Genomic DNA, 25692 nt, shown 5'->3' with positions numbered 1-25692 from the left:
TTCACCCGCCACGCTCGTGCATTCGTCCGCCAGCGCTGCACCTGCGATACAACTCGCAGCGCGGCAACGAAGCCTGCCCGTGCGCTCAGTCCGCCTGCTTGCGCAGGAATGCCGGAATGTCGTACGTATCGACGCCCTTTTCCTGCAGCGCCTGCACGTGCGAGGCCGCGGTGTCGCGCGACGTGCGCCACACTGCCGGCGTGTCGAGCGCGCCGTAGTCGGCCGTGCTGGCGTGGCCCGCTGCCGGTGCGTACGCCGCATGCGCCATCGCGCCGATCGGCTGGTTGTCGGTGCCGGTACGCAGCAGCGTCATCGGTGCCGATTGCTGCTTCTTCGCCGCGCGGCCCAGACCCGTTGCCACGACCGTCACGCGCAGCGCGTCGCCCATCGCGTCGTCGTACACGGCGCCGAAGATCACGGTTGCATCTTCCGCGGCATAGCTCTTGATCGTGTTCATCACTTCGCGCGTTTCCGACAGACGCAGCGAACGGCTCGACGTGATGTTGACCAACACGCCGCGCGCGCCCGACAGATCGACGCCTTCCAGCAGCGGGCTCGCGACGGCCTGCTCGGCCGCGAGACGCGCGCGATCGACACCGGCGACCGTCGCCGTGCCCATCATCGCCTTGCCCTGCTCGCCCATCACGGTCTTCACGTCTTCGAAGTCGACGTTGACGAGACCGTCGACGTTGATGATTTCCGCAATGCCCGCAACCGCGTTGTTCAGAACGTCGTCAGCGCACTGGAAGCACTTGTCCATCTCGGCGTCGTCGCCCATCACCTCGAACAGCTTGTCGTTCAGCACGACGATCAGCGAGTCGACGTGATCCTCCAGTTGCTGCGAACCGGCTTCCGCCACGCGCATACGCTTGCCGCCTTCGAATTCGAACGGCTTGCTGACCACACCGACGGTCAGAATACCCATTTCCTTGGCGATCTGCGCCACGACCGGTGCCGCGCCCGTGCCGGTGCCCCCACCCATGCCGGCGGTGATGAACACCATGTGCGCGCCGCGCAGTGCGTCGGCGATGCGCTCGCGTGCTTCTTCAGCGGCAGCGCGGCCCATTTCCGGCTTGGCGCCTGCGCCCAGACCCGTGTTGCCGAGCTGGATCACCGCGGTGGCGCGCGAACGCGACAGCGCCTGCGCGTCCGTGTTCATCACGATGAAGTCGACGCCTTGCACGCCTTTGTTGATCATGTGCTGAACGGCATTGCCGCCAGCGCCACCGACTCCGACGACCTTGATGATGGTGCCGTTCGTTTCGGTTTCCAGCATCTGGAATTCCATGTTGCCTCCGTCAAGATAAAAAGTTACTGCCACTCGGCGTTATCCGGCAGGAGATCGGGCAACCCCCTGTCGCGCACCAGCCGCCGGCACCAGCGCGAATTTCTCGAAACCTGTGGTCAGAAGTTGCCGAGGAACCAGTCCTTCATACGCGAGAACACCTGTCCCATCGACCCCGACTGCACCGCGACCTTGCGCCCGCGCATCCGCTGCGAGCGGCCTTCGACGAGCAGGCCCATCGCCGTCGAATAGCGCGGATTGCGCACGACGTCGGCGAGACCGCCCGCATACTCCGGCACGCCAATGCGCACCGGCTTCAGGAAAATGTCCTCACCGAGCTCGACCATGCCGATCATCATCGACGCGCCGCCCGTCAGCACGACGCCGGAGCTCAGCAGTTCTTCGTAACCCGACTCGCGCACCACCTGCTGCACGAGCGAAAACAGTTCTTCGACGCGCGGCTCGATCACGGCCGCCAACGCCTGGCGCGACAACGTGCGCGGACCGCGCTCGCCGAGCCCCGGCACTTCGATCATCTCGTCCGGATCGGCGAGCGCCTGCTTGGCGATGCCGTAGTCGACCTTGATGTCTTCGGCATCCGGCGTCGGCGTGCGCAGCGCCATCGCGATGTCGCTGGTGATCTGGTCGCCGGCGATCGGAATCACGGCCGTATGGCGGATCGCGCCTTCGCTGAAGATCGCGATGTCGGTCGTGCCGCCGCCGATATCGACCAGCACCACGCCCAGTTCCTTTTCGTCTTCCGTCAGCACCGCGAGCGACGACGCGAGCGGCTGCAGGATCAGATCGTTCACTTCGAGGCCGCAGCGGCGCACGCACTTGACGATGTTCTGCGCCGCGCTGACCGCGCCGGTGACGATATGCACCTTCACTTCGAGGCGGATACCGCTCATGCCGATCGGCTCGCGCACATCTTCCTGACCGTCGATGATGAATTCCTGCGTGAGGATATGCAGCACCTGCTGGTCGGTCGGGATGTTGATCGCCTTGGCCGTTTCGATCACGCGCGCGACATCCGCCTGCGTGACTTCCTTCTCCTTGATCGCGACCATGCCGCTCGAATTGAAGCTGCGGATATGGCTGCCGGCGATGCCCGTGAACACATTCGTGATCTTGCAGTCGGCCATCAGCTCAGCCTCTTCGAGTGCGCGCTGAATCGACTGCACGGTGGCTTCGATGTTCACCACCACGCCCTTCTTGAGCCCCTTCGATTCGCTCTGCCCGAGACCGATCACCTCATAGTGACCCTCGCCCTTCAACTCGGCGACGATGGCCACCACCTTCGCCGTTCCGATGTCGAGGGAGACCAGCAGATCTTTATAGTCTTTACTCATAGCGTGCTCAGTGCGTGTGATGTCCGTTTACTTCTTGCCCTTGTCGGGTTCGCTGATGAAGCGCATGCCAGCGGCACGAATCGCGAAACCGTTCGGATAGCGCAAGTCCGCATACTCGATATCCTTTCCCCAACGTTGCGTCACCGCGCTCCATGCCGCGGTCAGGCGCTTGCTGCGATCGGCCAGCGTGTCCTGATTGCGTTCGCGGCCCAACTCGACCTGCGTGCCGTTCGACAGCTTCACCGTCCACGCGTAGCGCGGCGACAGCGTCACTTCCTCGGGCGCCTCGTGGATCGCCGCGAACCACTTCTGGAAGTCGTGATACCGCGCGACGACTTCCTTCGCCGTGCCGTCCGGACCGTCGAACGCGGGCAGGTCTTCGTCGAGCTCGCCCTGGTTCGCGGTGAACAGCTCGCCGTCGACGCTCACGAGCTGATCGCTGCCCCACGTCCCAAGCGGCTTGTACTCCTCGAGCGTGACAGCCAGTGCATTCGGCCACACGCGCCGCACGCTCGCGTGACGCACCCACGGCATCTGCTCGAACGCCTGACGCGCAACGTCGAGATCGACCGTGAAGAAGTTGCCCTTCAGGCGTCCCACGACGCCGGCGCGCACCGTCGGCGAATTGATGTGCTCGGTATCGCCGTCGATCTGGATCTCGCGCAGCGCGAAATTCGGGCGCTGGATCAGCCAGTAACCGCCCGCCGCCAGCAGCACGAGCACCAGCAACGCGTGCAGCGCGTTGGTGGCGAGATTGAGCTGGCGAACGTTGTTCCACATGGGCTTGCTTGCGGTTACCTTGGTTAATCCTGCAGCGTCAGCGCCAACACGCCGACCACCAGTTCCTGATAGCTGATGCCGACCGCGCGCGCCGCTTTCGGCGGCAGCGAGTGATCGGTCATGCCGGGCGCCGTGTTCACTTCGAGGAAGTACGGCTTGCCTTCGCCATCGAGCATGAAGTCCGCGCGGCCCCAGTCGGTGCAGCCGAGCACGTCGAACGCGCGGCGCGCGAGCACCTTCAGGCGCGCTTCCTCTTCGGCGGCGAGACCGCACGGAATCAGATACTGCGTGTCGTTGGCGATGTACTTCGCGTGGTAGTCGTAGAACTCGCCGGCCGGCACGATGCGGATCACCGGCAGGTCCAGATTGCCGGCGATGCACGCGGTGTACTCGCCGCCGCCTTCGATGCTCTTCTCGACCACGACGATGCGGTCGTACTTCACGGCTTCGATCAACGCAGCCGGCAACGCGTCCGCGCTCTTCACCTTGATCACGGCGACGCTCGAACCTTCGCTTGCCGGCTTCACGAACAGCGGCAGACCGAGCTTCGCGACGATCTCTTGCGCGCGCGCTGCGTAGTCGTCGCCGCGCAGCACCGCTTCGAACGGCGGCGTCGGAATGCCGAGCTGCTGCCACACGAGCTTGGTGCGGAACTTGTCGAGACCGAGCGCCGAGCCGAGCACGCCGCTGCCGGTATAGCGGATGCCATAAAAATCGAGCGCGCCCTGGATCTGGCCGTTCTCGCCGTAGCCGCCATGCAGCGCGTTGAACGCGCGCACGAAGCCTTCATCCTTCAACGCGGAGAGCGGACGCTCGGCCGGATCGAACGGATGCGCGTCGACGCCCGCGTCGCGCAGACCTTGCAACACCAGACGCCCGGAATTGAGCGACACCTCGCGCTCGGCGGAATTACCGCCGAGCAGCACTGCAACCTTGCCGAATTGTTTGGGATCGATACTGCTCATCTCACACCTTCTGTTCCTGAGCGAGTCGAACCGGCACACCGCCGATCGAACCCGCGCCCATCGTAATCACCACATCGCCGTCGCGCACCACCGTAGAGAGCGCGTCCGGCACTTCATCCACCGTATCGACGAACACCGGCTCGACCTTGCCCGCCACGCGCAGCGCGCGCGCCAACGCGCGCCCGTCGGCCGCGACGATCGGCGCTTCGCCGGCCGAATAGACTTCGGTCAGCACGAGCGCGTCGACGGTCGACAGCACCTTCACGAAATCCTCGAAGCAATCACGTGTGCGCGTGAAGCGGTGCGGCTGGAACGCCAGCACCAGACGACGGCCCGGAAATGCGCCGCGCGCCGCCGCCACCGTGGCGGCCATTTCGACCGGGTGATGACCGTAGTCGTCCACCAGCGTGTAAGAGCCCACGGCCTCGCCGTCGCTGACGACCGGCACTTCGCCGTAGCGCTGGAAGCGTCGGCCGACGCCGTTGAAATCCGCGAGCGCTCGCTGGATATCGGCATCTTTCACTTCAAGTTCAGTCGCAATTGCAATTGCGGCCAACGCGTTCTGCACGTTGTGCTCGCCCGGCAGGTTCAACGTGACGTCGAGCGGCGCCGCGTCCTCGCGCATCACGGTGAAATGCATGCGGCCTTCGCGCGCTTCGACGTTGACCGCGCGCACCTGCGCATCGGCCGCGAAACCGTAGCGGATGATCGGCTTCGACACGAACGGCAGGATCTCCTTCACGTTCGGATCGTCGACGCACAGCACCGCGATGCCGTAGAACGGCAGACGGTGCGTGAATTCGATGAACGCCTGTTTCAGACGCGCGAAGTCGTGACCATAGGTGTCCATATGATCGGCGTCGATGTTCGTGATGACTTCGATCACCGGGAACAGGTTCAGGAACGACGCGTCCGATTCGTCCGCCTCGGCGACGATGAAGTCGCCGGTGCCGAGGCGCGCATTCGCGCCCGCGCTGATCAGCCGCCCGCCGATCACGAAGGTCGGATCGAGCCCGCCCGCTGCGAGCACGCTCGCGACCAGCGACGTGGTCGTGGTCTTGCCATGCGTGCCGGCGATCGCGATGCCCTGCTTCAGACGCATCAGCTCCGCGAGCATCACCGCGCGCGGCACGATCGGAATGCGGCGATGACGAGCGGCCAGCACTTCCGGGTTGTCGCTGCGCACCGCGGTCGACACCACCACCGCGTTCGCGCCTTCGATGTTCTCCGCCGCATGGCCGATCGAAATGCGCGCGCCGAGCCCGGCGAGACGCTCCGTGACCGCGTTGCCCGACAGGTCCGAGCCGCTCACCTGATAGCCGAGATTGACCAGCACTTCGGCGATGCCGCTCATGCCCACGCCGCCGATGCCGACGAAATGAATGTGTTTGACGATGTGTTTCATTGCTTTCCTTCTGGGCTCACGCCCGCCGTCGAACCCGCACCCGCCACCGTCGCGCAGATCTGCGCGACCTGTTCGGTGGCATCCGGTTTCGCGAGCGAGCGCGAACGCTCCGCCATGGCCGCGAGACTTTCCCGCGTCTGGCTGCGCAACCAGTCGGCGAGCTTTTCCGCCGACAGGTCGCGTTGTTGCACGACCAGCGCCGCGCCGTTGTCGGCGAGGAACGCTGCATTAGTGGTCTGGTGATCGTCGACCGCGTACGGGAACGGCACGAACAGCGCCGCGACGCCGACCGCCGAAATCTCCGACACCGTCATCGCGCCCGAGCGGCAGATCACCAGATCGGCCTGCGCATAGGCGCTCGTCATGTCGTCGATGAACGGCACCAGCGAGACGTCCGCGCCTGCCTGCAAGCCTGCGGCCGCATAGTTCTCGCGCAGCGCGTCGATATGCTTGGCGCCCGCCTGATGCACGATGCGCGGCCGCTCGTTGGGGTCAAGCAGCGCGACCGCGCGCGGCACGACTTCGTTCAACGCGGCGGCGCCGAGACTGCCGCCCACGACGAGCACGTTCACCGGACCATTACGCTGCGCGTAGCGTGCTTTGGGTGCATTCGCGCGCGCAAGTTCCTCACGAATCGGATTGCCGGTCCATTCGGCATGCGGCAACGCATTCGGAAACGCGACCAGCACGCGCTTCGCGAGCTTCGCGAGCACCTTGTTCGCGAGACCGGCGATCGAATTCTGTTCGTGCAGCACGAGCGGGCACCCGCTCAGCGCGGTCATCAGACCCGCCGGGAACGTGATGTAGCCGCCCATGCCGAGCACGACGTCGGGCTTCACGCGACGCAGCACCGAGAGGCTCTGCGTGCACGCGCGCAGCAGGTTCACCGGCAGCATCAGCTTGGTCTTTAGACCTTTACCGCGCACGCCGCCGAAGCGCACGTACTCCATTGGAATGCCGTGCTTCGGTACCAGCGTCGCCTCCATGCCCGCGGGGTTGCCGAGCCATACGACTTTCCAGCCCCATGCCTGCATCAGATGCGCGACCGCGAGCCCCGGGAACACGTGTCCCCCGGTGCCGCCGGCCATCACCATCAGCGTGCGTTGTGGCAGAGCCGTCATACTTTGCCCCCACGCATCAACACACGATTCTCATAATCGACTCGCATCAGCACCGCAATCGCCACGCAGTTCAGCAAAATGCCCGACCCGCCATAGCTGACGAGCGGCAGCGTGAGACCTTTGGTCGGCAGAAGACCGAGGTTCACGCCCATGTTGATGAAGGTCTGCGCGCCGAACCAGATGCCGACGCCCTTCGCGACGAGACCCGCGAACGTGCGATCGAGCGCGAGTGCCTGACGGCCGATCTCGAACGAACGGCGCACGATCCAGTAGAACATCAGGATCACGACCAGCACGCCGACGAAACCCAGTTCCTCGCCGATCACCGCGAGAATGAAGTCGGTATGCGCTTCCGGCAGATAGTTGAGCTTCTCGACGCTGCCGCCGAGACCGACGCCAAACCACTCGCCGCGTCCGAACGCGATCAGCGAATGCGTCAACTGATACGCCTTGCCCTGCGCGTAGCGGTCGTCCCACGGATCGAGGTACGCGAAGATCCGCTCGCGACGCCACGGCGACGCCCACACCAGCAACGTGAAGGTGCCCACCGCGGTCGCGACGAGACCGCCGAACAGCTTGCCGTTCACGCCGCCGAGGAACAGCACGCCCATCGCGATCGCCGCGATCACCATGAACGCACCCATGTCGGGTTCGAGCAGCAGCAGCGCGCCGACCAGACCGACCGCGACCGCCATCGGCAGAAAGCCCTTGGCGAAGCTGTGCATGTATTCCTGCTTGCGCACCGTGTAGTTCGCCGCGTAGATCGTCACCGCGAGCTTCATGATTTCCGACGGCTGCATGTTCGTGATGCCGAGCGGAATCCAGCGGCGCGCGCCGTTCACGCCCTTGCCGACGTGCGGAATCAGCACGATCACGAGCGCGACGAGCGAGATCAGGAAGAGCTTCGGCGCGTACTTGTCCCACGTCGAAATCGGAATGCGGAACGACGCGACGCCGACCGCCGCGCCCATCAGCACGAAGATGATCTGGCGCACGAGAAACGCCCAATCGCGGTACGACGAGTACTTCGGCGAATCGGGCATCGCGATCGACGCCGAGTACACCATCACGATGCCGAGCCCGAGCAGCGCGACGACCACCCACAGCAGCGAGTGATCGTAGTCGAGCATGCGCGAGCGCAGCGGCCGCACGCCGTTGACCGCGCTCGCCAGACCGCTGCCGCCCGTGCGGCTGGACGTGCGGGTAGACGTGCCTGCGGCGGTGCCGTTGCCGCCGGCGGCTTCGCGCGAGCCGAAACGTTCCGACCAGCTCATATCATCGCCCCCCGTTCGGCCGCGATCTCTTCGACCGTGCTGCGGAATACCGCCGCGCGGTGTGCGTAACCCTTGAACATGTCGAAGCTCGCGCACGCGGGCGAGAGCAGCACCGCATCGCCGGGCTGCGCGAGCGCAGTCGCCGCGCGCGTCGCGTCTTCGAGCGTCGCGTGATCGGTCATCGCGACGCCGCAATGTTCGAGCGCCGCGCGAATCTGCGGCGCGTCGCGGCCGATCAGCATCACCGCGCGGCACCAGCGCATCACGGGAGCTGCGAGCGGCTCGAATTCCTGGCCCTTGCCGTCGCCGCCGGCGATCAGCACGACACGTTGCGCCAAGCCGTCCAGCGCGGCGACCGTCGCGCCGACGTTGGTGCCCTTGCTGTCGTCCACGTAGTCGATGCCGTCGATCGACGCGATCAGCTCCACGCGATGTGGCTCGCCGCGGTATTCGCGCAGGCCGTGCAGCAGCGGCGCGCCCGGCAGGCCGATCGCGCGGGCGAGCGCGTACGCGGCCAACGCGTTCGCGGCGTTATGCAGACCGCGGATCCGCAGCGCGTCGGCGGGCATCAGACGCTTCAACACGATGTCGGGCGTTGCGGCTGTTTCGTTCTTGCGACGGCGCTTCGTCGTGGGCTCATCGCTCGCGTCGCGGTCTTGCGCTTCGACGAGCCACACCATGCCGTTGTCGCGCAGCAAGCCGTAATCACCGTCGTTGTTCGGCTCGGTCACGCCGAACGTGACAACCTCCGCGTCGCCGCTAGCCGGCGCGAGCGACATCACGCGCGCGTCGTCGCGGTTCAGCACGCGCACTGTCCGAGTACCGAAGATGCGGCCCTTCGCGGCCGCGTATGCGTCGAGTCCGCCGTGCCAGTCCAGGTGGTCCTGCGTGATGTTCAGCACGACCGCCGCGTCCGGCGTAAACGTGTGCGAGGTCTCCAGCTGGAAGCTCGACAGTTCGAGCACCCACACGTCGGGCAGCGCGGTCTGGTCGATCGCTTCGGACAGCTTGTCGAGCAGCGACGGGCTGATGTTGCCCGCCACCGCGACCTTCTTGCCCGCGCGTTCGCACAGCAGGCCGGTCAGGCTGGTCGTCGTGGTCTTGCCGTTGGTGCCGGTGATCGCGATCACCTTCGGCGCGTAGCCCGATTCGCCGAGCGTGCGCAGCGCCTGCGAGAACAGTTCGAGTTCGCCCCACACCGGGATGCCCTGCTCGCGCGCCGCCGTGATCAGCGGCAGCAGATCGGCGGCGAGCGGCGACAGTCCCGGGCTGATCGCGACCAGCTCGACACCTTCGAGCAGCACCGGCGAAAACGCGCCGCCGACGAAATCGGCATCGACGCCGTGCGCTTCGAGCGCGGACAGGTTCGGCGGCACTTCGCGCGTATCTGCCACGCGCAGCCGACAGCCGTGCCTGGCGCACCAGCGCGCCATCGCGAGACCGGATTCACCCAGTCCCAGCACGAGCACCATCGGCTTTTGCCGATCCCGAAACTTCTCGCCGAACATCGCCTGCTTCCTTAAATACTGCTGCTTAACGCAATTTGAGAGTGGACAAACCGAACAGGCACAACATCAACGTGATGATCCAGAAACGCACGACCACCTGCGTTTCCTTCCAGCCCGACAATTCGAAATGGTGATGCAGCGGCGCCATCTTGAAGAACCGGCGGCCTTCGCCGTAACGGCGCTTCGTGTATTTGAACCACGTGACCTGCAGCATCACCGACAGCGTTTCCGCGACGAAAATGCCGCCCATGATGAACAGCACGATTTCCTGACGCACGATCACCGCGACCGTGCCGAGCGCGCCGCCGAGCGCGAGCGCGCCGACGTCGCCCATGAACATCTGCGCCGGGTGCGTGTTGAACCACAGGAATGCGAGGCCCGCGCCGCCCATCGCCGAACAGAAGATCAGCAATTCGCCCGCGCCGGGAATGTGCGGAAACAGCAGATATTTCGAGTAGACCGAGCTGCCCATCACGTACGCGAACACGCCGAGCGACGCGCCGACCAGCACGACCGGCATGATCACGAGGCCGTCGAGGCCGTCGGTCAGATTCACCGCATTGCTCGCGCCGACGATCACCAGATACGTGAGCACGATGAAGCCCCACACGCCGAGCGGATAGGTGATCGACTTGAAGAACGGCAGCAGCAGGTCGGCGCGCGCGGGCAAGCCCATCGACAGGCCGCTGCGCACCCACGCCATGAACAGGTCGAACACGCGCACGTTGCTCGCCTCGGACACGCTGAACGCAAGATAAACCGCCGCGAACAGGCCGATCACCGATTGCCAGAAATACTTCTCGCGCGACGACATGCCGCGCGGGTCCTTGTAGACGACCTTGCGGTAATCGTCGACCCAGCCGATCACGCCGAAGCCGAACGTGACGAGCATCACGATCCAGATGAAGCGGTTGGTCAGATCGGCCCACAGCAACGTGGCCACGCCGATGCCGAGCAGGATCAGCACACCGCCCATGGTCGGGGTGCCCGACTTGACGAGGTGAGTTTGCGGGCCGTCTTTGCGAACCGCCTGGCCGACCTTCATCGCGGTCAGCTTGCGAATGACCGCCGGGCCGCAGACGAGCCCGATCAACAACGCGGTGATGGTCGCCATCACCGCGCGAAACGTCAGATAACTGAACACGCGCAAGAAGCTTGCGTCATTCTGCAGCCATTGCGCCAGCGCCAGTAGCATGCCTGGATCCTTCTATTTCAATGTGCAGCGGGCGTCGTGCCCGCGGCGTTGGGTTGTGGACTCGTAACGGCGTCCACCACGCGCTCCATCTGCATGAAACGCGAGCCTTTCACGAGAAGCGTTGCGGCAGCGCCGAAGCCGGCCTGCTGCAATTGCGCGACCAGCGCGCCGACATCGGCGACGTGGTGCGCGCCCGCGCCGTATGCGGTGCAGGCGTCGCGCGAGGCGTCGCCCATCGCATACAGCGCGTCGATACCGCGCTCTTTCGCATACGCGCCGATTTCGCGGTGAAACGCCGGGCCGTTGTCGCCGACTTCGCCCATGTCGCCCATCACGAGCACACGCGGCGATTCACGCGACGCGAGCACGTCGATCGCGGCGCGCATCGAATCGGGATTCGCGTTGTAGGTGTCGTCGATCACGGTTGCGCCCGCGAGCGTGCCGAGTGCGGCCTGCTTGACCTGCAGACGACCCTTCACCGCGCCGAACGATTCGAGGCCGCGCTGGATCGCGTCGAGCGACACACCCGCCGCCAACGCCGCCGAGGTCGCGGCGAGCGCGTTGTGCGCGTTGTGATTGCCCAGCACCTGCAGCGTGACGTCGAGATGCCCTTGCGGCGTATCGATGCTCAACCGCTTGCCGTCGAACCTGCCTTTCACCGCGGCTTCGGTCGTGCGCTCCGCGCTGTTCAGCGCGAAATCGATGATGCGGTTGCCGGTCGCGGCGACGCGCCAGATGCTCGCGTACGCGTCGTCGGCGGGGAACACCGCGGTGCCTTCCGGCGACAGCGCGTGAATCACGCTCGCGTGTTCGAGCGCGACCGCTTCGACGGTCGCCATGAATTCCTGGTGCTCGCGCTGCGCGTTATTGACGACGGCGACCGTCGGCTCGGCCAGTTTCGCGAGCAGTTCGGTTTCGCCCGGATGGTTCATGCCGAGTTCGACCACCGCGAGCCGATGCGCGGCGTGCAGACGGAACAGCGTGAGCGGCAGACCGATGTCGTTGTTGAAATTGCCGGAAGTCGCGAGACGCGCATCCGCGCCGACCGCGGCCGCGAAGATCGACGCGATCATTTCCTTGACGGTGGTCTTGCCGTTGCTGCCCGTGACCGCGACGAGCGGCATCTCGAACTGACGGCGCCAGCCGCGCGCGAGCGCACCGAGCGCTGCGCGCGTATCGGCGACGCGGATCGCGGGCACGCTCCAGTTCTCCGGCGTGCGCGCGACGAGCACGGCCGCGACGTTGCGCTCGGCGACCTGCGGCAGGAAGTCGTGCGCGTCGAAACGATCGCCCTTGATCGCGATGAACAGATCGCCGGGACCGGCGCTGCGGCTATCGGTCGAGACACGCTCGAAGCGCACGCTGTCGTCGCCGGTGACGCTCGCGCCGGGGATCTGCGCAGCGGCTGCGCGTAGCGAGAACATGGTCATTCGCCACCTCCGCGTGTTTGTGTGGCCCGCGCGGCGAGCGCGAGGCGGGCGTGGTCCTGATCGGAGAAAGCGCGTTTCTTGCCCATGATTTCCTGTGTAGCTTCGTGCCCCTTGCCGGCCAGCACGATCACGTCTTCGCGCGCGGCGCCGCGGATCGCCTGCAGGATCGCGCTCGCGCGGTCCTCGATGCGGCGCGCCGTCGACGCGTCCTGCATGCCCGCGGCGATTTGCTCGATGATCGCGAGCGGATCTTCGCTGCGCGGGTTGTCGCTCGTGACGACGACGTTGTCGGCCAGCCGCTCGGCGATCGCGCCCATCAGCGGACGCTTGGTCGCATCGCGGTCGCCGCCGCAGCCGAACATGCAGACGAGGGCGCCGCCGCGCGCGGTTGCGATCGGGCGCAGCGCTTCGAGCGTCTTTTCGAGCGCATCCGGGGTGTGCGCGTAATCGATCACGACGAGCGGTTCGTCGTTCTGCAGACGGCCGCCCAAACGCTGCATCCGGCCGTTCACCGGTTCGAGCTTCGCCAGTTCGGCGAGCGCCGCGTCGAACGGCACGTCGCCGGCAAGCAGCACGCCGAGCACCGCGAGCAGATTGCTGACGTTGAAGAGGCCTAGCGTTTGCACTTCGACTTCGGCGTTGCCCCAGTCCGACGTGCTCAGATGAAACGCGGTGCCGGTGGCGGTCGCACGCACGTTCGAGGCGGTGAGCCATGCGTCGGCTTGCGCTGTGTCTTTAGCGTTGGTGTTGGCTTCTTCGCCCTCGATGCCATAGGCGATCGTGCGCGCGTGGCCACGCGTGCTCGCGAGCAAACGCCGGCCCGCGGCATCGTCGCGATTGATCACGGCCGCGCGCAGTTCCGGCCATGCGAACAGGCGCGCCTTGGCGGATTCATACGCGTCGAACGTGCCGTGATAGTCGAGATGATCCTGCGTCAGGTTCGTGAACACCGCGATATCGAACGCGGTGCCGTTCACGCGCCCCTGATGCAGCGCATGCGACGACACTTCCATCGCCACCGCCTGCGCGCCCGCGTCGCGCAATTGCGCGAGGCTGCGCTGCAATTGCGGTGCGTCGGGCGTCGTGAAGCCGGTGTGCACGAGCTGGCCGACGAGCCCCGTGCCGAGCGTGCCGACGATCGCGCAGCGCGTGCCGAGCGCGGAGAGCGCCGCGGCGACCCACTGGCTGCACGAAGTCTTGCCGTTCGTGCCGGTGATGCCGACCGCGAGCATCGCGTCGCTCGGATCGCGATACCACGCGCTCGCGATCGTGCCGGCGAGTTCGTTCAATGCCGGCACCGCGTGCGCGACGGACGCGTCGAGCTTGCCGCTGAAGCCTTCGGGCTGCACCAGCACGGCGGCCGCGCCGCGCTCGATGGCCGCGTCGATGAACGCGCGGTTGTCGGCGCCGTCGACCGCGTACGCGAAGAACGCGTCGCCGGCCGCGAGCGAGCGCGTGTCGGCGTGCAGATGCGCGCCTGGCTGCACGTGCGCGTGCAGCCAGGCGAGGGCGTCGGCGATCTGCCGGTGCGCTGGATGTTGCTCGCGCAGCGCGCTCATCGCTCGACTCCTGGATGATTTTTCGGATTGGCGGAAATGGTCAGCTTCTTCACGCCCGGGCTCGTCGACAGCTTCTTTGCCGCGGGCTGTGCGGCCGGCGCGGCCGGCGCGCCGGCCGCAGGCGGCGCCGAATCGTCGGACACGACCATCTGCTTGACGGGCATGTCGGGCGGCACGTTCAGCGCGCGCAGCGTATCGCCGACGATGCCCGAGAACACCGGGCCCGACACCTGACCGCCGAAGTGGCTGCCCGCCGTCGGCTCGTCGACCGACACCGCGACGACGATGCGCGGATTCGGCATCGGCGCCATGCCGACGAACGACGCGCGATATTTGGAGTGGTCGTAGCCGTGCGGCCCGTGCTTGTACGCGGTGCCGCTCTTGCCGCCGACGCGATAGCCGGGCACCGCCGCGTCCGGCGACGTGCCTTGCGCCGACACGACGGTTTCGAGCATCGTGCGCACTTCACGCGCGGTGGTCGGCGAAAAGATCTGCGGACCGACGGCCGGCTGGTCGCCCGGCACATGGAAAATCGTCACCGGCATGATCTGGCCGTCGTGCGCGATCGCGGTGTACGCGCGGCCGAGCTGGAACAGCGACACCGACAGGCCGTAGCCGTACGACATCGTCGCCTGCTCGATGCGGCGCCAGCTCTTCCACGGACGCAGACGGCCCGCCGCCGCGCCCGGGAAACCGACCTTCGGCGCCTGGCCGAGACCGATGCTGGTGTACATGTTCCACATCTCTTCGGGCCGCAGCTGCATTGCGATCTTGGTCGCGCCGATGTTGCTCGACTTCTGGATCACGCCGCCGACCGTCAGCACGCCGAAGCCGCTGTCGTCGGTAATCGGCGCGCCGTCGAGTACGAAGTGGCCGTTGCCCGTATCTACCAGTGTAGTCGGCGTCACGCGGTGCAGATCGAGCGCCAGCGACACCGTGAACGGCTTCATGATCGAGCCCGGCTCGAACGTGTCGGTCAGGATGCGGTTGCGCAGCTGGTCGCCGGTCAGGTGCGAGCGGTCGTTCGGGTTGTAGGTCGGGTAGTTGACGAGCGCGAGCACTTCGCCGGTGCGCACGTCGATCACCATCGCCGCGCCGGCCTTCGCCTTGGTTCTCTCGACGGCCGCTTTCAGGTTCGTATAGGCGATGTACTGGATCTTGCTGTCGATCGACAGATCGACGTCCTTGCCGTTGTGCGGCACGACCTGCTCGTCGACGTCCTCGATGATGTGGCCCATCCGGTCCTTGATCACGCGGCGGCTACCCGACATGCCCGCGAGCAATTTCTGGTCGCCGAGCTCGACGCCTTCCTGCCCCTCGTCCTCGACGTTCGTGAAGCCGATCAGGTGAGCGGTGATTTCGCCTTCCGGATAGAAGCGCTTGTACTCGTCGCGCGAGTAGATGCCGGGGATGTCGAGCGCGACGACTTTGTCGGCGACGTCGACCGGCACCTGGCGCTTCACGTAGACGAAGGTCTTGTCTTCCGACAGCTTCGAGCGCAGCTCCTTGGTGGTCATGCCGAGCAGCTTGCCGAGCGCGTCGAGTTTGTCGGCGCCGAGGTCGTCGGGCACCGATTCCGGAATCGCCCAGATTGCGCGCACCGGCAGACTCGTGGCGAGCACGAGGCCGTTGCGGTCGAGAATCTTGCCGCGCGTGGCGGGCATGTCGATGCGGCGCTGATAGCGGATTTCGCCCTGCTTCAGATAGAACGCGTTGCCCGGGCCCTGAATCCAGAACGCGCGCGCGGCGAGCGCAACGAATGCCATGAACAGCAGGAACACGACGAGCTTCGAGCGCCACATCGGCAGACGCACCGACAGGATCGGGTTGGCCGAAAACGCTACGCTCTTGTGGGCCGACGATTTTTTCATCGCGTGGCTCCGCGACGGGTCGCGACCGGCGCCGAGGCCGGCGCGGAAGTCGGAATGGGGGCGTCGATCGCCGTCGCGGCGCCCGGGTCGAGCGTCAGGTACTGGGTGCGGCCCGTGGTGACCGATTGCATCTTCAGCGAGGCGGTGGCGAGCTGTTCGATGCGCGAGGTCTTGGACAGCGCGCTCTGCTGATATTGAAGCTGCGAATAGTCCTGCTGCAGCTGACGCTCCTGCGACTGCGCGCGCTGCAGCTGGATAAAGATCTGACGCTGCTGATTGGTCGCGTTGATGACCGACAAGGCACAGCCCATCACGATGATCAGCAGGAATATATTGAGACGGTTCATGGCGCGATCCGCTCCGCCACGCGCATCACGGCAGAACGGGCGCGCGGGTTGTCGGCGACTTCGGCGTCGCTCGCGAATACGCGGCCGATGATCTTGAGCGGAGGGCTCGGCAGGTCGACCGCACGGATCGGCAGGCGGCGGTCGACCGCCGGCGTGCTTGCGTGCGCCTGCATGAATCGCTTGACGATACGGTCCTCGAGCGAATGAAAGCTGATGACCACCAGCCGCCCCCCTTGCTCCAACAACGACAACGCTGCTTCTAGAACGACTTGCAGCTCCGCAAGCTCTTGATTGACGTGAATCCGTATAGCCTGAAAGGTGCGGGTTGCCGGGTCCTTGCCCTTCTCACGGGTTTTGACGACGTTAGCCACGATTTGGGCAAGCTCGCCCGTGCTGACGAGAGGCCCAAGACGGTCGGACTCTGCCCGGCGAGCAACAAGCGCCTTTGCAATCTGAAAAGCAAACCGTTCTTCCCCATAATCTCGTATCACCTCCGTCAGTTCCTGCACCGTAGCCCGCGCGAGCCAGTCAGCCGCGGACTCGCCGCGCGTCGGGTCCATCCGCATGTCGAGCGGGCCGTCGGCGCGAAAGCTGAAGCCCCGCTCCGGATCGTCGACTTGCGGCGACGACACGCCCAGATCCAGCAACACCCCCGACACACGCCCTACCCCGCGCTCCGCCATCGCGGCGCGCAGTGAAGCAAAACTCTCGTGGACGATGGCAAAGCGCGGATCGGCGATTTTCTGCGCCGTCGCGATCGCGAGCGGATCTTTATCGAACGCGATCAGCCGCCCCGCCTCACCGAGCCGTTCCAGCACGAGGCGGCTATGGCCGCCACGGCCGAACGTGCCGTCCACATACGTGCCGTCGGCGCGCGTGACCAGCGCATCGACCGCTTCGTTCAACAGCACCGTGCGATGCTGCAATTCGTTTCCCATCGCTGAAGCCATATAGATAAGCCGCGATCAGAACGTGAAGTCTTTCAACGCGTCGGGCATGCCCTCGGCGATCGCCGCCTGTTCCTTCGCGGCGTAAATCTGTGCGTCCCACAGCTCGAAGTGACGACCCATGCCGAGCAAGGTCACTTCTTTTTCCAGCGAGCCAGCCGCGCGCAACTCCGGCGACACGAGCACACGGCCTGCGCCGTCCATATCCACATCCATTGCATTGCCGAGAAAAATGCGTTTCCACCAGGCTGCGTTCATGGGCAGCTTGTCGACCTTGTCACGGAAGATTTCCCATTCGGGGCGCGGAAAGAGCAACAGGCAGCCGTCCGGGTGCTTGGTGATCGTCACCCGGCCCTCTGCCTGTGTTTGCAGCGCATCCCGATAACGAGAGGGAATCGACATCCGCCCTTTCGCATCGAGCGTCAGCGCCGACGCCCCTTGGAACACTTTGCTCTCCCCTGTTCGACGCTATTTGCGCCGCCCGCCCCGTCCGTGAAAATCTACCTGAAAGTGATGTCGCGAACACACAAAAATACACTTTCTCACACTGTCTCCCACTTTAGAGGAACGCTAAACAGGGGTCAAGGGAGCGGACCGCTTTTCGAGCGGATTTTGTTTGCTAGAACAAGGACTTAGCGCGACTCCTTCACGTCCCGCATAAAACGGAAAACCGTTATAAATGAATGGGCTAGTGCAACTTGTGAAGGTGATACGTGAAAAGTGCGGGGAAACAGCGTGGATTGAAAGAGATCGTTAAGGGCGTGTGGAAGGGAAAACGCGGCGTTGCGGGGACGGATGACGAACGGCGCGTGCGGCGCCGTCCCACGTGCGAAAAATGCGTTCAGCGATAGTTGAAGCGATCCGTGCGTTGCTCCGGTGTGCGGAGCGAAGCGGGTGAAACGCTCATATGTAATAGGCGGTACGCGTCATCACTTTCGACATCGCGCGCATCAACGCGCGCGCCGGAAACGGCAACTCGATGCCGCCCGCGTCCATCGCGGCCTTGCCGTGCTGCGCTTCATCGACGCGCATCTGCTCGACGATCGCGCGCGATTCGTGGTCCGCGGCCGGCAACTGGTCGAGATGACTGTCGAGATGCTGCTCGACCTGGCGCTCCGTTTCGGCCATGAAGCCGAGACTCACGCGATCGCCGAGACGTCCCGCGGCGAGTCCGATCGCGAGCGCGCCGGTGTACCACAGCGGATTAAGCAGACTGGGACGCGAGTCGAGCGCCTCGAGGCGTTTGGAGGTCCACGCCAGATGGTCTTCTTCTTCCGACGCGGCGTGATCGAACATGGCGCGCAACGAAGGCGAATCGGTAGCGAGTTTCTGCGCCTGGTAAAGCGCCTGCGCGCACACTTCGCCGACGTGGTTCACCCGCATCAAACCCGCCGCATGCGCACGCTCCGCGGGCGAGAGTTCGGGCGCCTCGGCCGTCGCCGCAGAAGCCTGCGGAAGCGGCAGTGGACGGCTCATCCGCGAGACCCCAGTCAGTGAGCGTAAACCCCGATCAAACTCGCCAATCAACTCGTCCAGCCACATAAAGCGCTCCCTGATTCGACAACCGCCGCATCGTTCCGGAAGGTCCGTGCGACAAGGCCTTGCGACGCAACACCCGCGGCCCGGCCGGCACCAATCCGCATGAAATCAACGGTTAATTTCGGATTCTAGACCATGTTGCGTAAACGAAACAGCAGCCCTCCGGCGCGCCTCCTTTTTCTTTGTCCCATGTATGCCTTTTGTTACATTACGTGGCAACTTCTCGCGAAGTTGGACAAGCAAGGCCCTCAGCACCAACAAAATATTTCGCCTTGTACAAAAGATTCGCAGTAATCCTTGGAGATCATTCGATGAAAAAGTCGCTTCTCGCTCTCGCAGCACTGGGCGCATTCGCAGGCGTCGCTCATGCGCAGAGCAGCGTGACCCTGTACGGCATCGTTGACGTTGGTATCACGTTTAACAATAACGCCGGCGCCGGCAGCAAAGTCCCCGGCGGCTACCAGCAATACGCCATGACCAGCGGCGTCCTGCAAGGCTCGCGTTTCGGCCTGCGTGGCACGGAAGATCTGGGCGGCGGTCTGAAGGCTCTGTTCGTTTTGGAAAACGGCTTTGACACGACCAACGGCAAGCTCGGTCAAGGTGGCCTGATGTTCGGTCGTCAGGCATACGTCGGTCTGTCGAGCCAGTTCGGCACGGTCACGATGGGTCGTCAGTACGATTCCGTCGTCGACTACGTGGGTCCGTTCGAATCGGGCGACCAGTGGGGCGGCTACATCGCCGCTCACCCGGGCGATATCGACAACTTCAACAACGCGTATCGCACCAACAACACGGTCAAGTACACGAGCGCGAACTACAACGGCCTGACGTTCGGCGGCACGTATAGCTTCGGCGGCCAGGCAGGCAACTTCAGCGCAAACCAGATCTGGTCGTTGGGTGCTGGCTATACCAACGGTCCGTTGGCATTGGGCGCTGGTTACTTGAACGCACGTACGCCGGCAGCTTCGGGCGGCCTGTTCAACAACGGCGGCACGATCGCAGCGCCGGGCTCGGCAGTGAGCTCGCCGGTCTATGCCGCTTACACGTCGGCTAACACGTACCAGGTCATCGGTGCAGGTGGTGCGTACACGTTCGGCGCCGCAACGATCGGCCTGACGTATTCGAACATCCGCTTCGCAAACCTGGGCACGACGTTCGCGCAACCGGGCGTCCGCGGTCAGTCGGCTACCTTCAACAACGGCGAAATCAACTTCAAGTATCAGTTGACCCCGGCATTGCTGATCGGCGCTGCATACGACTACACGCGCGGCGCGAGCATCAACGGCGCGTCGACCGCTCAGTACAACCAAGGCGCTATGGGCGTGGACTACTTCCTGTCCAAGCGTACGGACGTGTATGTGGTCGGTGTGTACCAACACGCATCGGGCCAAGTGCTGAATGCAGCAGGCAGTGGCGTTGTCTCGGCAACCGCAGGCATCAACGGCCTGACGGGTTCGACGACGGACAACCAGGTCGCCGCTCGTGTCGGTATCCGCCATAAGTTCTAATAAGTCGTAAAAACGTAGTTTGTCTCAAAGGCGCCTTCGGGCGCTTTTTTTATGCGCGGTTTTTGTAGCGGGCAACAAAAAGCCCGGCGCACTTTCGTGCGCCGGGCTTTTGTTTCTTCGCTCGCTTAAGCCCTGCCGTCGCGCAGCTCGCGCCGCAGGATCTTGCCGACGTTGCTCTTCGGCAGCTCGGTGCGGAATTCGACCACCTTGGGCCGCTTGTAGCCGGTCAATTGCGTTTTGCAGTACGCGAAGATCTGTTCGTCGGTCAGCGACGGATCCTTCTTCACGACGAACAGCTTTACCGCCTCGCCGGAATGCTGATCGGGCACGCCCACCGCCGCGACTTCGAACACGCCCGGCAGCTTGGCGACGACGTCCTCGACTTCATTCGGATACACGTTGAAGCCGGACACCAGAATCATGTCCTTCTTGCGATCGACGATTTTGACGAAGCCGTCCGCGCTCATGATGCCGACGTCCCCCGATTTGAAGAAACCGTCCGCCGTCATCACCTTGGCCGTTTCGTCGGGCCGGTTCCAGTAGCCCGCCATCACCTGCGGGCCGCGAATGCAGATCTCGCCGGGCTGGCCGGGCGGCACTTCGTTGCCTTCGTCGTCGCGGATCGAGATCTCGGTCGACGGCAGCGGCAGGCCGATCGTGCCGTTGTATTCAGTGGCGGTGACGGGATTGCAGGTCACGCACGGTGACGTTTCCGACAGCCCGTAGCCCTCGACGATCGGCGTGCGCGTCAGCTCGAACCAGCGCTTGGCAACCGCCTCCTGCACCGCCATGCCGCCACCGTTCGCGGTCAGCAGCTTCGAGAAGTCGAGCTTGTGGAAGTCGGGGCTGTTCAACATCGCGTTGTACAGCGTGTTGACGGCGGGAATCGTCGTAATCGCGTAACCCTCGAGCGACTTGATCATGCCGGGGATATCGCGCGGGTTCGGAATCAGCACGCCGAGCCCGCCGGTGCGGATCGTCAGAAGCCCGCACACGGTCAACGCGAATACGTGATACAGCGGCAATGCGACGACCGTGATGCATTGGTCGATATCGGTGCGGTTCGCGCGCACCGGATTGAGCCAGACCTCCGACTGCAGCACGTTCGCGATCAGGTTCCGGTGCAGCAGCGTCGCGCCCTTGGCCACGCCGGTGGTGCCGCCCGTGTACTGCAGAAACGCGATGTCGTCAGGCCCCTGCTGGACCGGCTTGAACGTCAGACGTGCGCCCTGCGAAACCGCGTCGTTGAACTTGACGTGCCCGGGCAGGCTCCACGCCGGCACCATCTTCTTCACCTTGCGCACGACGAAGTTCACGAGCGGGCCCTTGATGCCCATCAGGTCGCCCATCGCCGCGACGACAACATGCTTGACCGGCGTGTTGCGCGCGATTGCCTGCAAGGTCCCCGCGAAATTCTCGAGCAGGATGATCGCCTCAGCGCCGCTGTCCTTCAGTTGATGTTCGAGTTCGCGCGGCGTGTACAGCGGATTCACATTTACGACCACATAGCCCGCGCGCAGAATCGCGGCGATCGCGACCGGATACTGCAGCACGTTCGGCATCATGATCGCGACACGCGCGCCGCGCGTGAGTCCCTTCGACTGCAGCCACGCCGCAAGACTGCGCGAAAGCTGGTCGAGTTCACCGTAGCTGATCTGCTTGCCCATGCACACGAACGCCGGCTTCGCACGGTGTTCGCGAAAGGCTTCCTCGAGCAGCTCGGCCACCGACGAATAGCGCGTCGGGTCGATCTCTGCGGGAACGCCGGGTGGATAAGATTTCAGCCAGATTTTCTCCATGCAGCGTCTCCTGAATTCTTTTCGAATGGTCGTGCTAAAAACGCATCGTAGCATGGGCATATTGCGGCCAATGGCCAAAGCGATGAGGTTAGACGGCAGCCTCGAACTCGCGAGGCCGGGTGCCGGCTTCAATGTGCGCGCGGTTTTCAGGCCCGCTCGACTTCGACGAGACAGTCGTAAAACGTCGCGGATCCGCCGAGATCGGTGAGTGCCTGACTCGTCAGCTGGTTGGCGTTGCGGCCGTCCGGCGCCAGCTTCTTCCACCAGATCGACAACCCGACGACCAGCCCTTCGCGCGCCCGATCGGTCACGCGGGCGCGCGCCTGCATCGAGCCGCGGTCGTTGAAGATGCGAACCTGATCGCCGTCGCCGATGCCGCGCGTCTGCGCGTCCGTCGGGTGGATGTCCAGATGCGGTTCGCCTTCGGTCGCGCGCAGACTCTCGATATTCACGAAGGTGCTATTCAGGAAGTTGCGCGCGGGCGGCGAGATCATCGCGAGCGGATAGCGGGCCGCCAGTTCGGGCGCGCCGTCGGCCGATTCGTAGGGTGGCAGATAGTCGGGCAGCGGGTCGATGCCTTGTCGTGCAAGGCGCTCGCTGTAGAACTCGCACTTGCCTGACGGCGTGCGAAATCCACCGTCGGCAAATGGCGCGTCCGGCAGATTAAGACGGGCCCAGCCGGCTTGCTTCAGCGTCGGCCAGTCGACGCCGGCCAGCGTGTTGTCGTCCCAGTCAAATGCGGCTTGCGCGACGGCTTCATCGCTGTCGAAGAGCGCCGGTTCCGTCAGGCCCATGTGACGCGCGAGGCCGCGAAAGATCTCGGTATTCGGGCGTGCGTCGCCGATCGGTGCAATGGCGGGCAGGTTGACCATCACGTGCGTGTGGCCGTACGACTTGTGCACGTCGAGGTGCTCGAGCTGCGTCGTGGCGGGCAGCAGCAGGTCAGCGTAATCCGCGGTGTCGGTCTGGAAATGCTCGAGCACGATCGTGAACAGATCCTCGCGCGCGAAGCCGGCCGCGACGCGCTCGGAGTCCGGTGCGACCGCGACCGGATTCGAGTTGTAGACGACGATCGCCTCGACTTTGGGGCCGAACGTCGCGTCGCCCGGATGCAGCAACGCGTCGCCGACCGCATTCATATTGATCACGCGGCTCGGCTTCGACGGCCAGCCCGGCATCAGGTCGGGACGCTGCAACGCGTGCGAGTCGACCGGTGCCCAACCGCTCGACGACAACAGCGCCCCGCCCGCACGCTCGCGCCAGGCGCCCGTCAGCGCGGGCAGACAGGCGATCGCGCGCACCGCATTGCCGCCGCCGCGCACTCGCTGAAGACCGTAGTTCAAGCGGATCGCGGCTTTCTTCGTGCTGGCGTAAAGTCGCGCAAGTTCGGTTATTTCCTGCTCTTTAACACCGCAAATTTCACTAACGCGCGACAGCGGATAGCCGAGCGCGCGCGCCTTCAAGTCGGCGAACCCGAGCGTGTGCGCCGCGATGTATTCGTGGTCGAGCAGATCCTCGGTGATCAGCACGTTCATGACGCCGAGCGCCAGAGCCCCGTCTGTGCCTGGCTTCAGCGGGATGTGTTGATGGCATTTCTCCGCGGTCAGCGAGCGATACGGATCGATCGCGATCAGCCTGGCGCCGCGACGCTTGGCTTCTTGCGCGCGGGTCCAGAAATGCAGATTCGATGCGATCGGATTGGCTCCCCAGATCAGGATCACCTCGCTCTCGGCGAAAAACTCGGTGTGCATCCCGAGGCCGCCGCCATACGTATATTTGAGGCCAGCCGCGCCGGCAGCCGCGCAAATCGTCCGATCCAGCTGCGATGCGCCGAGCTTGTGGAAGAAGCGCTGCGCGATGCTGTCGCCCTGCACCAGGCCCATCGTGCCCGCGTAGCTGTACGGCAGAATCGCTTCGGGCGCCCGTTGGGCAATTTCGCCGAGGCGGCTTGCGGCGAGGTGCAACGCTTCGTCCCAGCTGATCGGCTCGAAGCGGCCCTCGCCCTTGCGGCCGACGCGCTTCATCGGCGTCGTCAAGCGGTTCGGATGGTACACGCGCTCCGCGTAGCGGCTGACCTTCGTGCACAGCACGCCTTGGGTCGGGGGATGGTCGGGATCGCCGACGACCTTGATTGCCCGTCCGTTGTCGACGGTCACGCGCATCGCGCAGGTGTCGGGGCAATCGTGCGGGCACACGGCGCGCGCGAATTCGGTCGGGGCGTTCATCGGCAATGTGTCCTGGCGAGCAGTGAGCGGTCGGTCAAAATGGAATTTTATTACGTCGATAGGCCGCCGACCTGGATGGTGCCGCTAAAAATGCCTTCGGCGTAGAATGAATTATCCGCAACGCCCGGGCCGACCTGGTCCGCAGCGATCTCATCGCTAGTCAAGCACAAACGCATAATCACTCCATCATGAAACTGATCCCCGAAATTCAGGCCGCTCGCGGCGAGATTCAAACCCTTCGACGAACCATCCATGCCCACCCGGAGCTGCGCTATGAAGAGACGGCGACTGCTGATCTCGTCGCGCGTTCGCTCGAGTCCTGGGGCATCGAGACTCATCGTGGATTGGGCAAGACTGGCGTAGTCGGCGTATTGAAGCGCGGTAATGGGTCGCGCGCGATTGGTCTGCGTGCCGACATGGACGCGCTGCCGATCCAGGAACTCAACAGCTTCGATCATCGCTCGACGAACGACGGCAAGATGCACGCGTGCGGCCATGACGGACATACGGCGATGCTGCTCGGCGCCGCGCACTATTTATCCAAACACGGTGATTTCGACGGCACGATCGTGTTCATTTTCCAGCCGGCCGAAGAAGGCGGCGCCGGCGCGAAGGCGATGATGGACGACGGCCTATTCACTCAATTCCCTGTGGACGCCGTGTTCGGCATTCATAACTGGCCTGGCATGCCGGCGGGCCACTTCGGCGTGACCGAAGGCCCGATCATGGCATCGAGCAATGAATTTCGCATCGAAATCAAGGGCGTCGGCTCGCATGCAGCGCTACCTCACAATGGCCGCGACCCGGTCTTTACGGCGGTGCAAATTGTCAGCGGGCTGCAAAGCATCATCACGCGAAACAAAAAGCCGCTGGATACCGCGGTATTGTCGATTACGCAGATACATGCCGGCGATGCGGTCAACGTCGTGCCGAATGACGCATGGATCGCGGGGACCGTGCGGACCTTCACAACCGAAACGCTCGACCTGATCGAGTCGCGCATGCGCAAGATCGCGCAGAGCACAGCCGAAGCATACGATTGCTCCGTTCAGGTCCAGTTCCACCGGAACTATCCCCCGACGATCAACAGCAGCGAGGAAGCGCGTTTTGCGGCGTCGGTCATGAAAGAGGTCGTTGGCGCGGAAAATGTCGATGACGCAGTTGAACCGACCATGGGAGCCGAGGACTTTTCGTTCATGCTGCTGGCGAAACCGGGTTGCTATGCGTTCTTGGGCAACGGCGATGGCGGCCACCGGGAAGCTGGCCACGGAGCGGGCCCTTGTATGTTGCACAACGCGAGCTATGACTTCAACGATGAATTGTTGCCGGTCGGTTCGACGTACTGGGTTCGGCTGGCGCAGAAGTTTCTGGCCCAGGGAAAGTAGAGAGTCGTGATGTGTTGAGGCGGGTGGAGATATCGCTTGCCTCAATGCTGCTTGTTAATTTCGGGCGCGTAAACGCAGAAACCCCACCGCTGGGGGTGGGGTTTCTGGCTTTGGAGGAGCCTGACGATTACCTACTTTCACACGGGCAATCCGCACTATCATCGGCGTGGAGTCGTTTCACGGTCCTGTTCGGGATG

Annotated in this window: 20 protein-coding genes; 2 read left to right on the top strand and 18 right to left on the bottom strand. The window is 64.4% G+C overall.

Annotated elements, in window-relative coordinates:
• Positions 1-85: 85 nt before the first annotated feature.
• From ftsZ to coq7, 16 genes are all read right to left on the bottom strand, one after another.
• Complete coding sequence (gene ftsZ / locus EVC45_RS09510; protein ID WP_008921173.1) at positions 86-1288, bottom strand: cell division protein FtsZ; 1203 nt, start codon at positions 1286-1288, stop codon at positions 86-88.
• Between the two features lie 116 nt (positions 1289-1404).
• The gene (ftsA, locus tag EVC45_RS09505) at positions 1405-2637 is read right to left on the bottom strand and encodes a cell division protein FtsA (RefSeq protein ID WP_129957751.1); all 1233 of its coding nucleotides are present in this window, start codon (positions 2635-2637) and stop codon (positions 1405-1407) included.
• 27 nt (positions 2638-2664) lie between these two features.
• Complete coding sequence (locus EVC45_RS09500) at positions 2665-3417, bottom strand: cell division protein FtsQ/DivIB (protein ID WP_129957750.1); 753 nt, start codon at positions 3415-3417, stop codon at positions 2665-2667.
• Between the two features lie 23 nt (positions 3418-3440).
• Positions 3441-4382: a D-alanine--D-alanine ligase gene (locus EVC45_RS09495; protein ID WP_129957749.1), complete on the bottom strand. Its 942-nt coding sequence runs from the start codon at positions 4380-4382 to the stop codon at positions 3441-3443.
• Position 4383: 1 nt separating this feature from the next.
• On the bottom strand, positions 4384-5787 hold the full coding sequence (gene murC, locus EVC45_RS09490; protein ID WP_129957748.1) for a UDP-N-acetylmuramate--L-alanine ligase: 1404 nt from the start codon (positions 5785-5787) through the stop codon (positions 4384-4386).
• Positions 5784-6908 carry an undecaprenyldiphospho-muramoylpentapeptide beta-N-acetylglucosaminyltransferase gene (gene murG, locus EVC45_RS09485; protein WP_129957747.1) on the bottom strand — a complete coding sequence of 375 codons (1125 nt, stop codon included), beginning with the start codon at positions 6906-6908 and terminating at the stop codon, positions 5784-5786. The genes murC and murG overlap by 4 nt, the downstream gene beginning before the upstream one ends.
• Complete coding sequence (ftsW, locus tag EVC45_RS09480) at positions 6905-8182, bottom strand: putative lipid II flippase FtsW (RefSeq protein WP_129957746.1); 1278 nt, start codon at positions 8180-8182, stop codon at positions 6905-6907. Before ftsW ends, murG begins: the two co-directional genes overlap by 4 nt.
• Entirely contained in the window at positions 8179-9690 is a 1512-nt protein-coding gene (gene murD, locus EVC45_RS09475) for a UDP-N-acetylmuramoyl-L-alanine--D-glutamate ligase (RefSeq protein WP_129957745.1), read from the bottom strand. The genes ftsW and murD overlap by 4 nt, the downstream gene beginning before the upstream one ends.
• Positions 9691-9715: 25 nt before the next feature.
• Complete coding sequence (gene mraY, locus EVC45_RS09470; RefSeq protein WP_129957744.1) at positions 9716-10885, bottom strand: phospho-N-acetylmuramoyl-pentapeptide-transferase; 1170 nt, start codon at positions 10883-10885, stop codon at positions 9716-9718.
• Positions 10886-10902: 17 nt separating this feature from the next.
• Positions 10903-12315 carry a UDP-N-acetylmuramoyl-tripeptide--D-alanyl-D-alanine ligase gene (murF, locus tag EVC45_RS09465; RefSeq protein WP_129957743.1) on the bottom strand — a complete coding sequence of 471 codons (1413 nt, stop codon included), beginning with the start codon at positions 12313-12315 and terminating at the stop codon, positions 10903-10905.
• On the bottom strand, positions 12312-13874 hold the full coding sequence (locus EVC45_RS09460; protein WP_129957742.1) for a UDP-N-acetylmuramoyl-L-alanyl-D-glutamate--2,6-diaminopimelate ligase: 1563 nt from the start codon (positions 13872-13874) through the stop codon (positions 12312-12314). The genes murF and EVC45_RS09460 overlap by 4 nt, the downstream gene beginning before the upstream one ends.
• Entirely contained in the window at positions 13871-15745 is a 1875-nt protein-coding gene (locus tag EVC45_RS09455) for a penicillin-binding protein 2 (protein ID WP_129957741.1), read from the bottom strand. The genes EVC45_RS09460 and EVC45_RS09455 overlap by 4 nt, the downstream gene beginning before the upstream one ends.
• A complete protein-coding gene (ftsL, locus tag EVC45_RS09450) occupies positions 15742-16092 on the bottom strand; it encodes a cell division protein FtsL (protein WP_129957740.1) in 351 nt (116 codons plus the stop codon). The genes EVC45_RS09455 and ftsL overlap by 4 nt, the downstream gene beginning before the upstream one ends.
• Complete coding sequence (gene rsmH, locus EVC45_RS09445; RefSeq protein WP_129957739.1) at positions 16089-17042, bottom strand: 16S rRNA (cytosine(1402)-N(4))-methyltransferase RsmH; 954 nt, start codon at positions 17040-17042, stop codon at positions 16089-16091. Before rsmH ends, ftsL begins: the two co-directional genes overlap by 4 nt.
• Before the next feature lie 15 nt (positions 17043-17057).
• Positions 17058-17486, bottom strand: a complete 429-nt coding sequence (gene mraZ, locus EVC45_RS09440) for a division/cell wall cluster transcriptional repressor MraZ (protein ID WP_013090620.1) — start codon at positions 17484-17486, stop codon at positions 17058-17060.
• 456 nt (positions 17487-17942) lie between these two features.
• Positions 17943-18581, bottom strand: coding sequence for a 2-polyprenyl-3-methyl-6-methoxy-1,4-benzoquinone monooxygenase (gene coq7, locus EVC45_RS09435; protein ID WP_129957738.1), 639 nt, complete (start codon positions 18579-18581; stop codon positions 17943-17945).
• Between the two features lie 308 nt (positions 18582-18889).
• Here coq7 and EVC45_RS09430 point away from each other — a divergent pair, with 308 nt between their 5' ends.
• A complete protein-coding gene (locus EVC45_RS09430; protein WP_129957737.1) occupies positions 18890-20086 on the top strand; it encodes a porin in 1197 nt (398 codons plus the stop codon).
• Between the two features lie 125 nt (positions 20087-20211).
• On the opposite strand, the gene EVC45_RS09425 is transcribed toward EVC45_RS09430, so the two are convergent.
• Together EVC45_RS09425 and EVC45_RS09420 are read right to left on the bottom strand one after the other, a co-directional pair.
• Positions 20212-21885 (bottom strand): long-chain fatty acid--CoA ligase, encoded by a 1674-nt coding sequence (locus tag EVC45_RS09425; protein ID WP_129957736.1) that lies wholly within the window; start codon positions 21883-21885, stop codon positions 20212-20214.
• A 146-nt stretch (positions 21886-22031) separates the two neighbouring features.
• Positions 22032-24110, bottom strand: a complete 2079-nt coding sequence (locus EVC45_RS09420; protein WP_129957735.1) for a molybdopterin-dependent oxidoreductase — start codon at positions 24108-24110, stop codon at positions 22032-22034.
• 188 nt (positions 24111-24298) lie between these two features.
• Between EVC45_RS09420 and EVC45_RS09415 the strand changes: the two genes are divergently transcribed.
• Complete coding sequence (locus EVC45_RS09415; protein WP_129957734.1) at positions 24299-25495, top strand: M20 aminoacylase family protein; 1197 nt, start codon at positions 24299-24301, stop codon at positions 25493-25495.
• Positions 25496-25692: the final 197 nt, after the last annotated feature.

The sequence above is a fragment of the Paraburkholderia sp. UYCP14C genome (assembly GCF_004197395.1).
Lineage (GTDB): Bacteria > Pseudomonadota > Gammaproteobacteria > Burkholderiales > Burkholderiaceae > Paraburkholderia.
This window is presented reverse-complemented; position numbering and strand designations above follow the sequence as displayed.

Excerpts from the sequence above, each read along its gene's own strand:
- ftsZ (WP_008921173.1), bottom strand. The coding sequence starts at position 1,288 with ATGGAATTCCAGATGCTGGAAACCGAAACGAACGGCACCATCATCAAG.
- ftsA (WP_129957751.1), bottom strand. The coding sequence starts at position 2,637 with ATGAGTAAAGACTATAAAGATCTGCTGGTCTCCCTCGACATCGGAACG.
- EVC45_RS09500 (WP_129957750.1), bottom strand. The coding sequence starts at position 3,417 with ATGTGGAACAACGTTCGCCAGCTCAATCTCGCCACCAACGCGCTGCAC.
- EVC45_RS09495 (WP_129957749.1), bottom strand. The coding sequence starts at position 4,382 with ATGAGCAGTATCGATCCCAAACAATTCGGCAAGGTTGCAGTGCTGCTC.
- murC (WP_129957748.1), bottom strand. The coding sequence starts at position 5,787 with ATGAAACACATCGTCAAACACATTCATTTCGTCGGCATCGGCGGCGTG.
- murG (WP_129957747.1), bottom strand. The coding sequence starts at position 6,908 with ATGACGGCTCTGCCACAACGCACGCTGATGGTGATGGCCGGCGGCACC.
- ftsW (WP_129957746.1), bottom strand. The coding sequence starts at position 8,182 with ATGAGCTGGTCGGAACGTTTCGGCTCGCGCGAAGCCGCCGGCGGCAAC.
- murD (WP_129957745.1), bottom strand. The coding sequence starts at position 9,690 with ATGTTCGGCGAGAAGTTTCGGGATCGGCAAAAGCCGATGGTGCTCGTG.
- mraY (WP_129957744.1), bottom strand. The coding sequence starts at position 10,885 with ATGCTACTGGCGCTGGCGCAATGGCTGCAGAATGACGCAAGCTTCTTG.
- murF (WP_129957743.1), bottom strand. The coding sequence starts at position 12,315 with ATGACCATGTTCTCGCTACGCGCAGCCGCTGCGCAGATCCCCGGCGCG.
- EVC45_RS09460 (WP_129957742.1), bottom strand. The coding sequence starts at position 13,874 with ATGAGCGCGCTGCGCGAGCAACATCCAGCGCACCGGCAGATCGCCGAC.
- EVC45_RS09455 (WP_129957741.1), bottom strand. The coding sequence starts at position 15,745 with ATGAAAAAATCGTCGGCCCACAAGAGCGTAGCGTTTTCGGCCAACCCG.
- ftsL (WP_129957740.1), bottom strand. The coding sequence starts at position 16,092 with ATGAACCGTCTCAATATATTCCTGCTGATCATCGTGATGGGCTGTGCC.
- rsmH (WP_129957739.1), bottom strand. The coding sequence starts at position 17,042 with ATGGCTTCAGCGATGGGAAACGAATTGCAGCATCGCACGGTGCTGTTG.
- coq7 (WP_129957738.1), bottom strand. The coding sequence starts at position 18,581 with ATGTGGCTGGACGAGTTGATTGGCGAGTTTGATCGGGGTTTACGCTCA.
- EVC45_RS09430 (WP_129957737.1), top strand. The coding sequence starts at position 18,890 with ATGAAAAAGTCGCTTCTCGCTCTCGCAGCACTGGGCGCATTCGCAGGC.
- EVC45_RS09425 (WP_129957736.1), bottom strand. The coding sequence starts at position 21,885 with ATGGAGAAAATCTGGCTGAAATCTTATCCACCCGGCGTTCCCGCAGAG.
- EVC45_RS09420 (WP_129957735.1), bottom strand. The coding sequence starts at position 24,110 with ATGAACGCCCCGACCGAATTCGCGCGCGCCGTGTGCCCGCACGATTGC.
- EVC45_RS09415 (WP_129957734.1), top strand. The coding sequence starts at position 24,299 with ATGAAACTGATCCCCGAAATTCAGGCCGCTCGCGGCGAGATTCAAACC.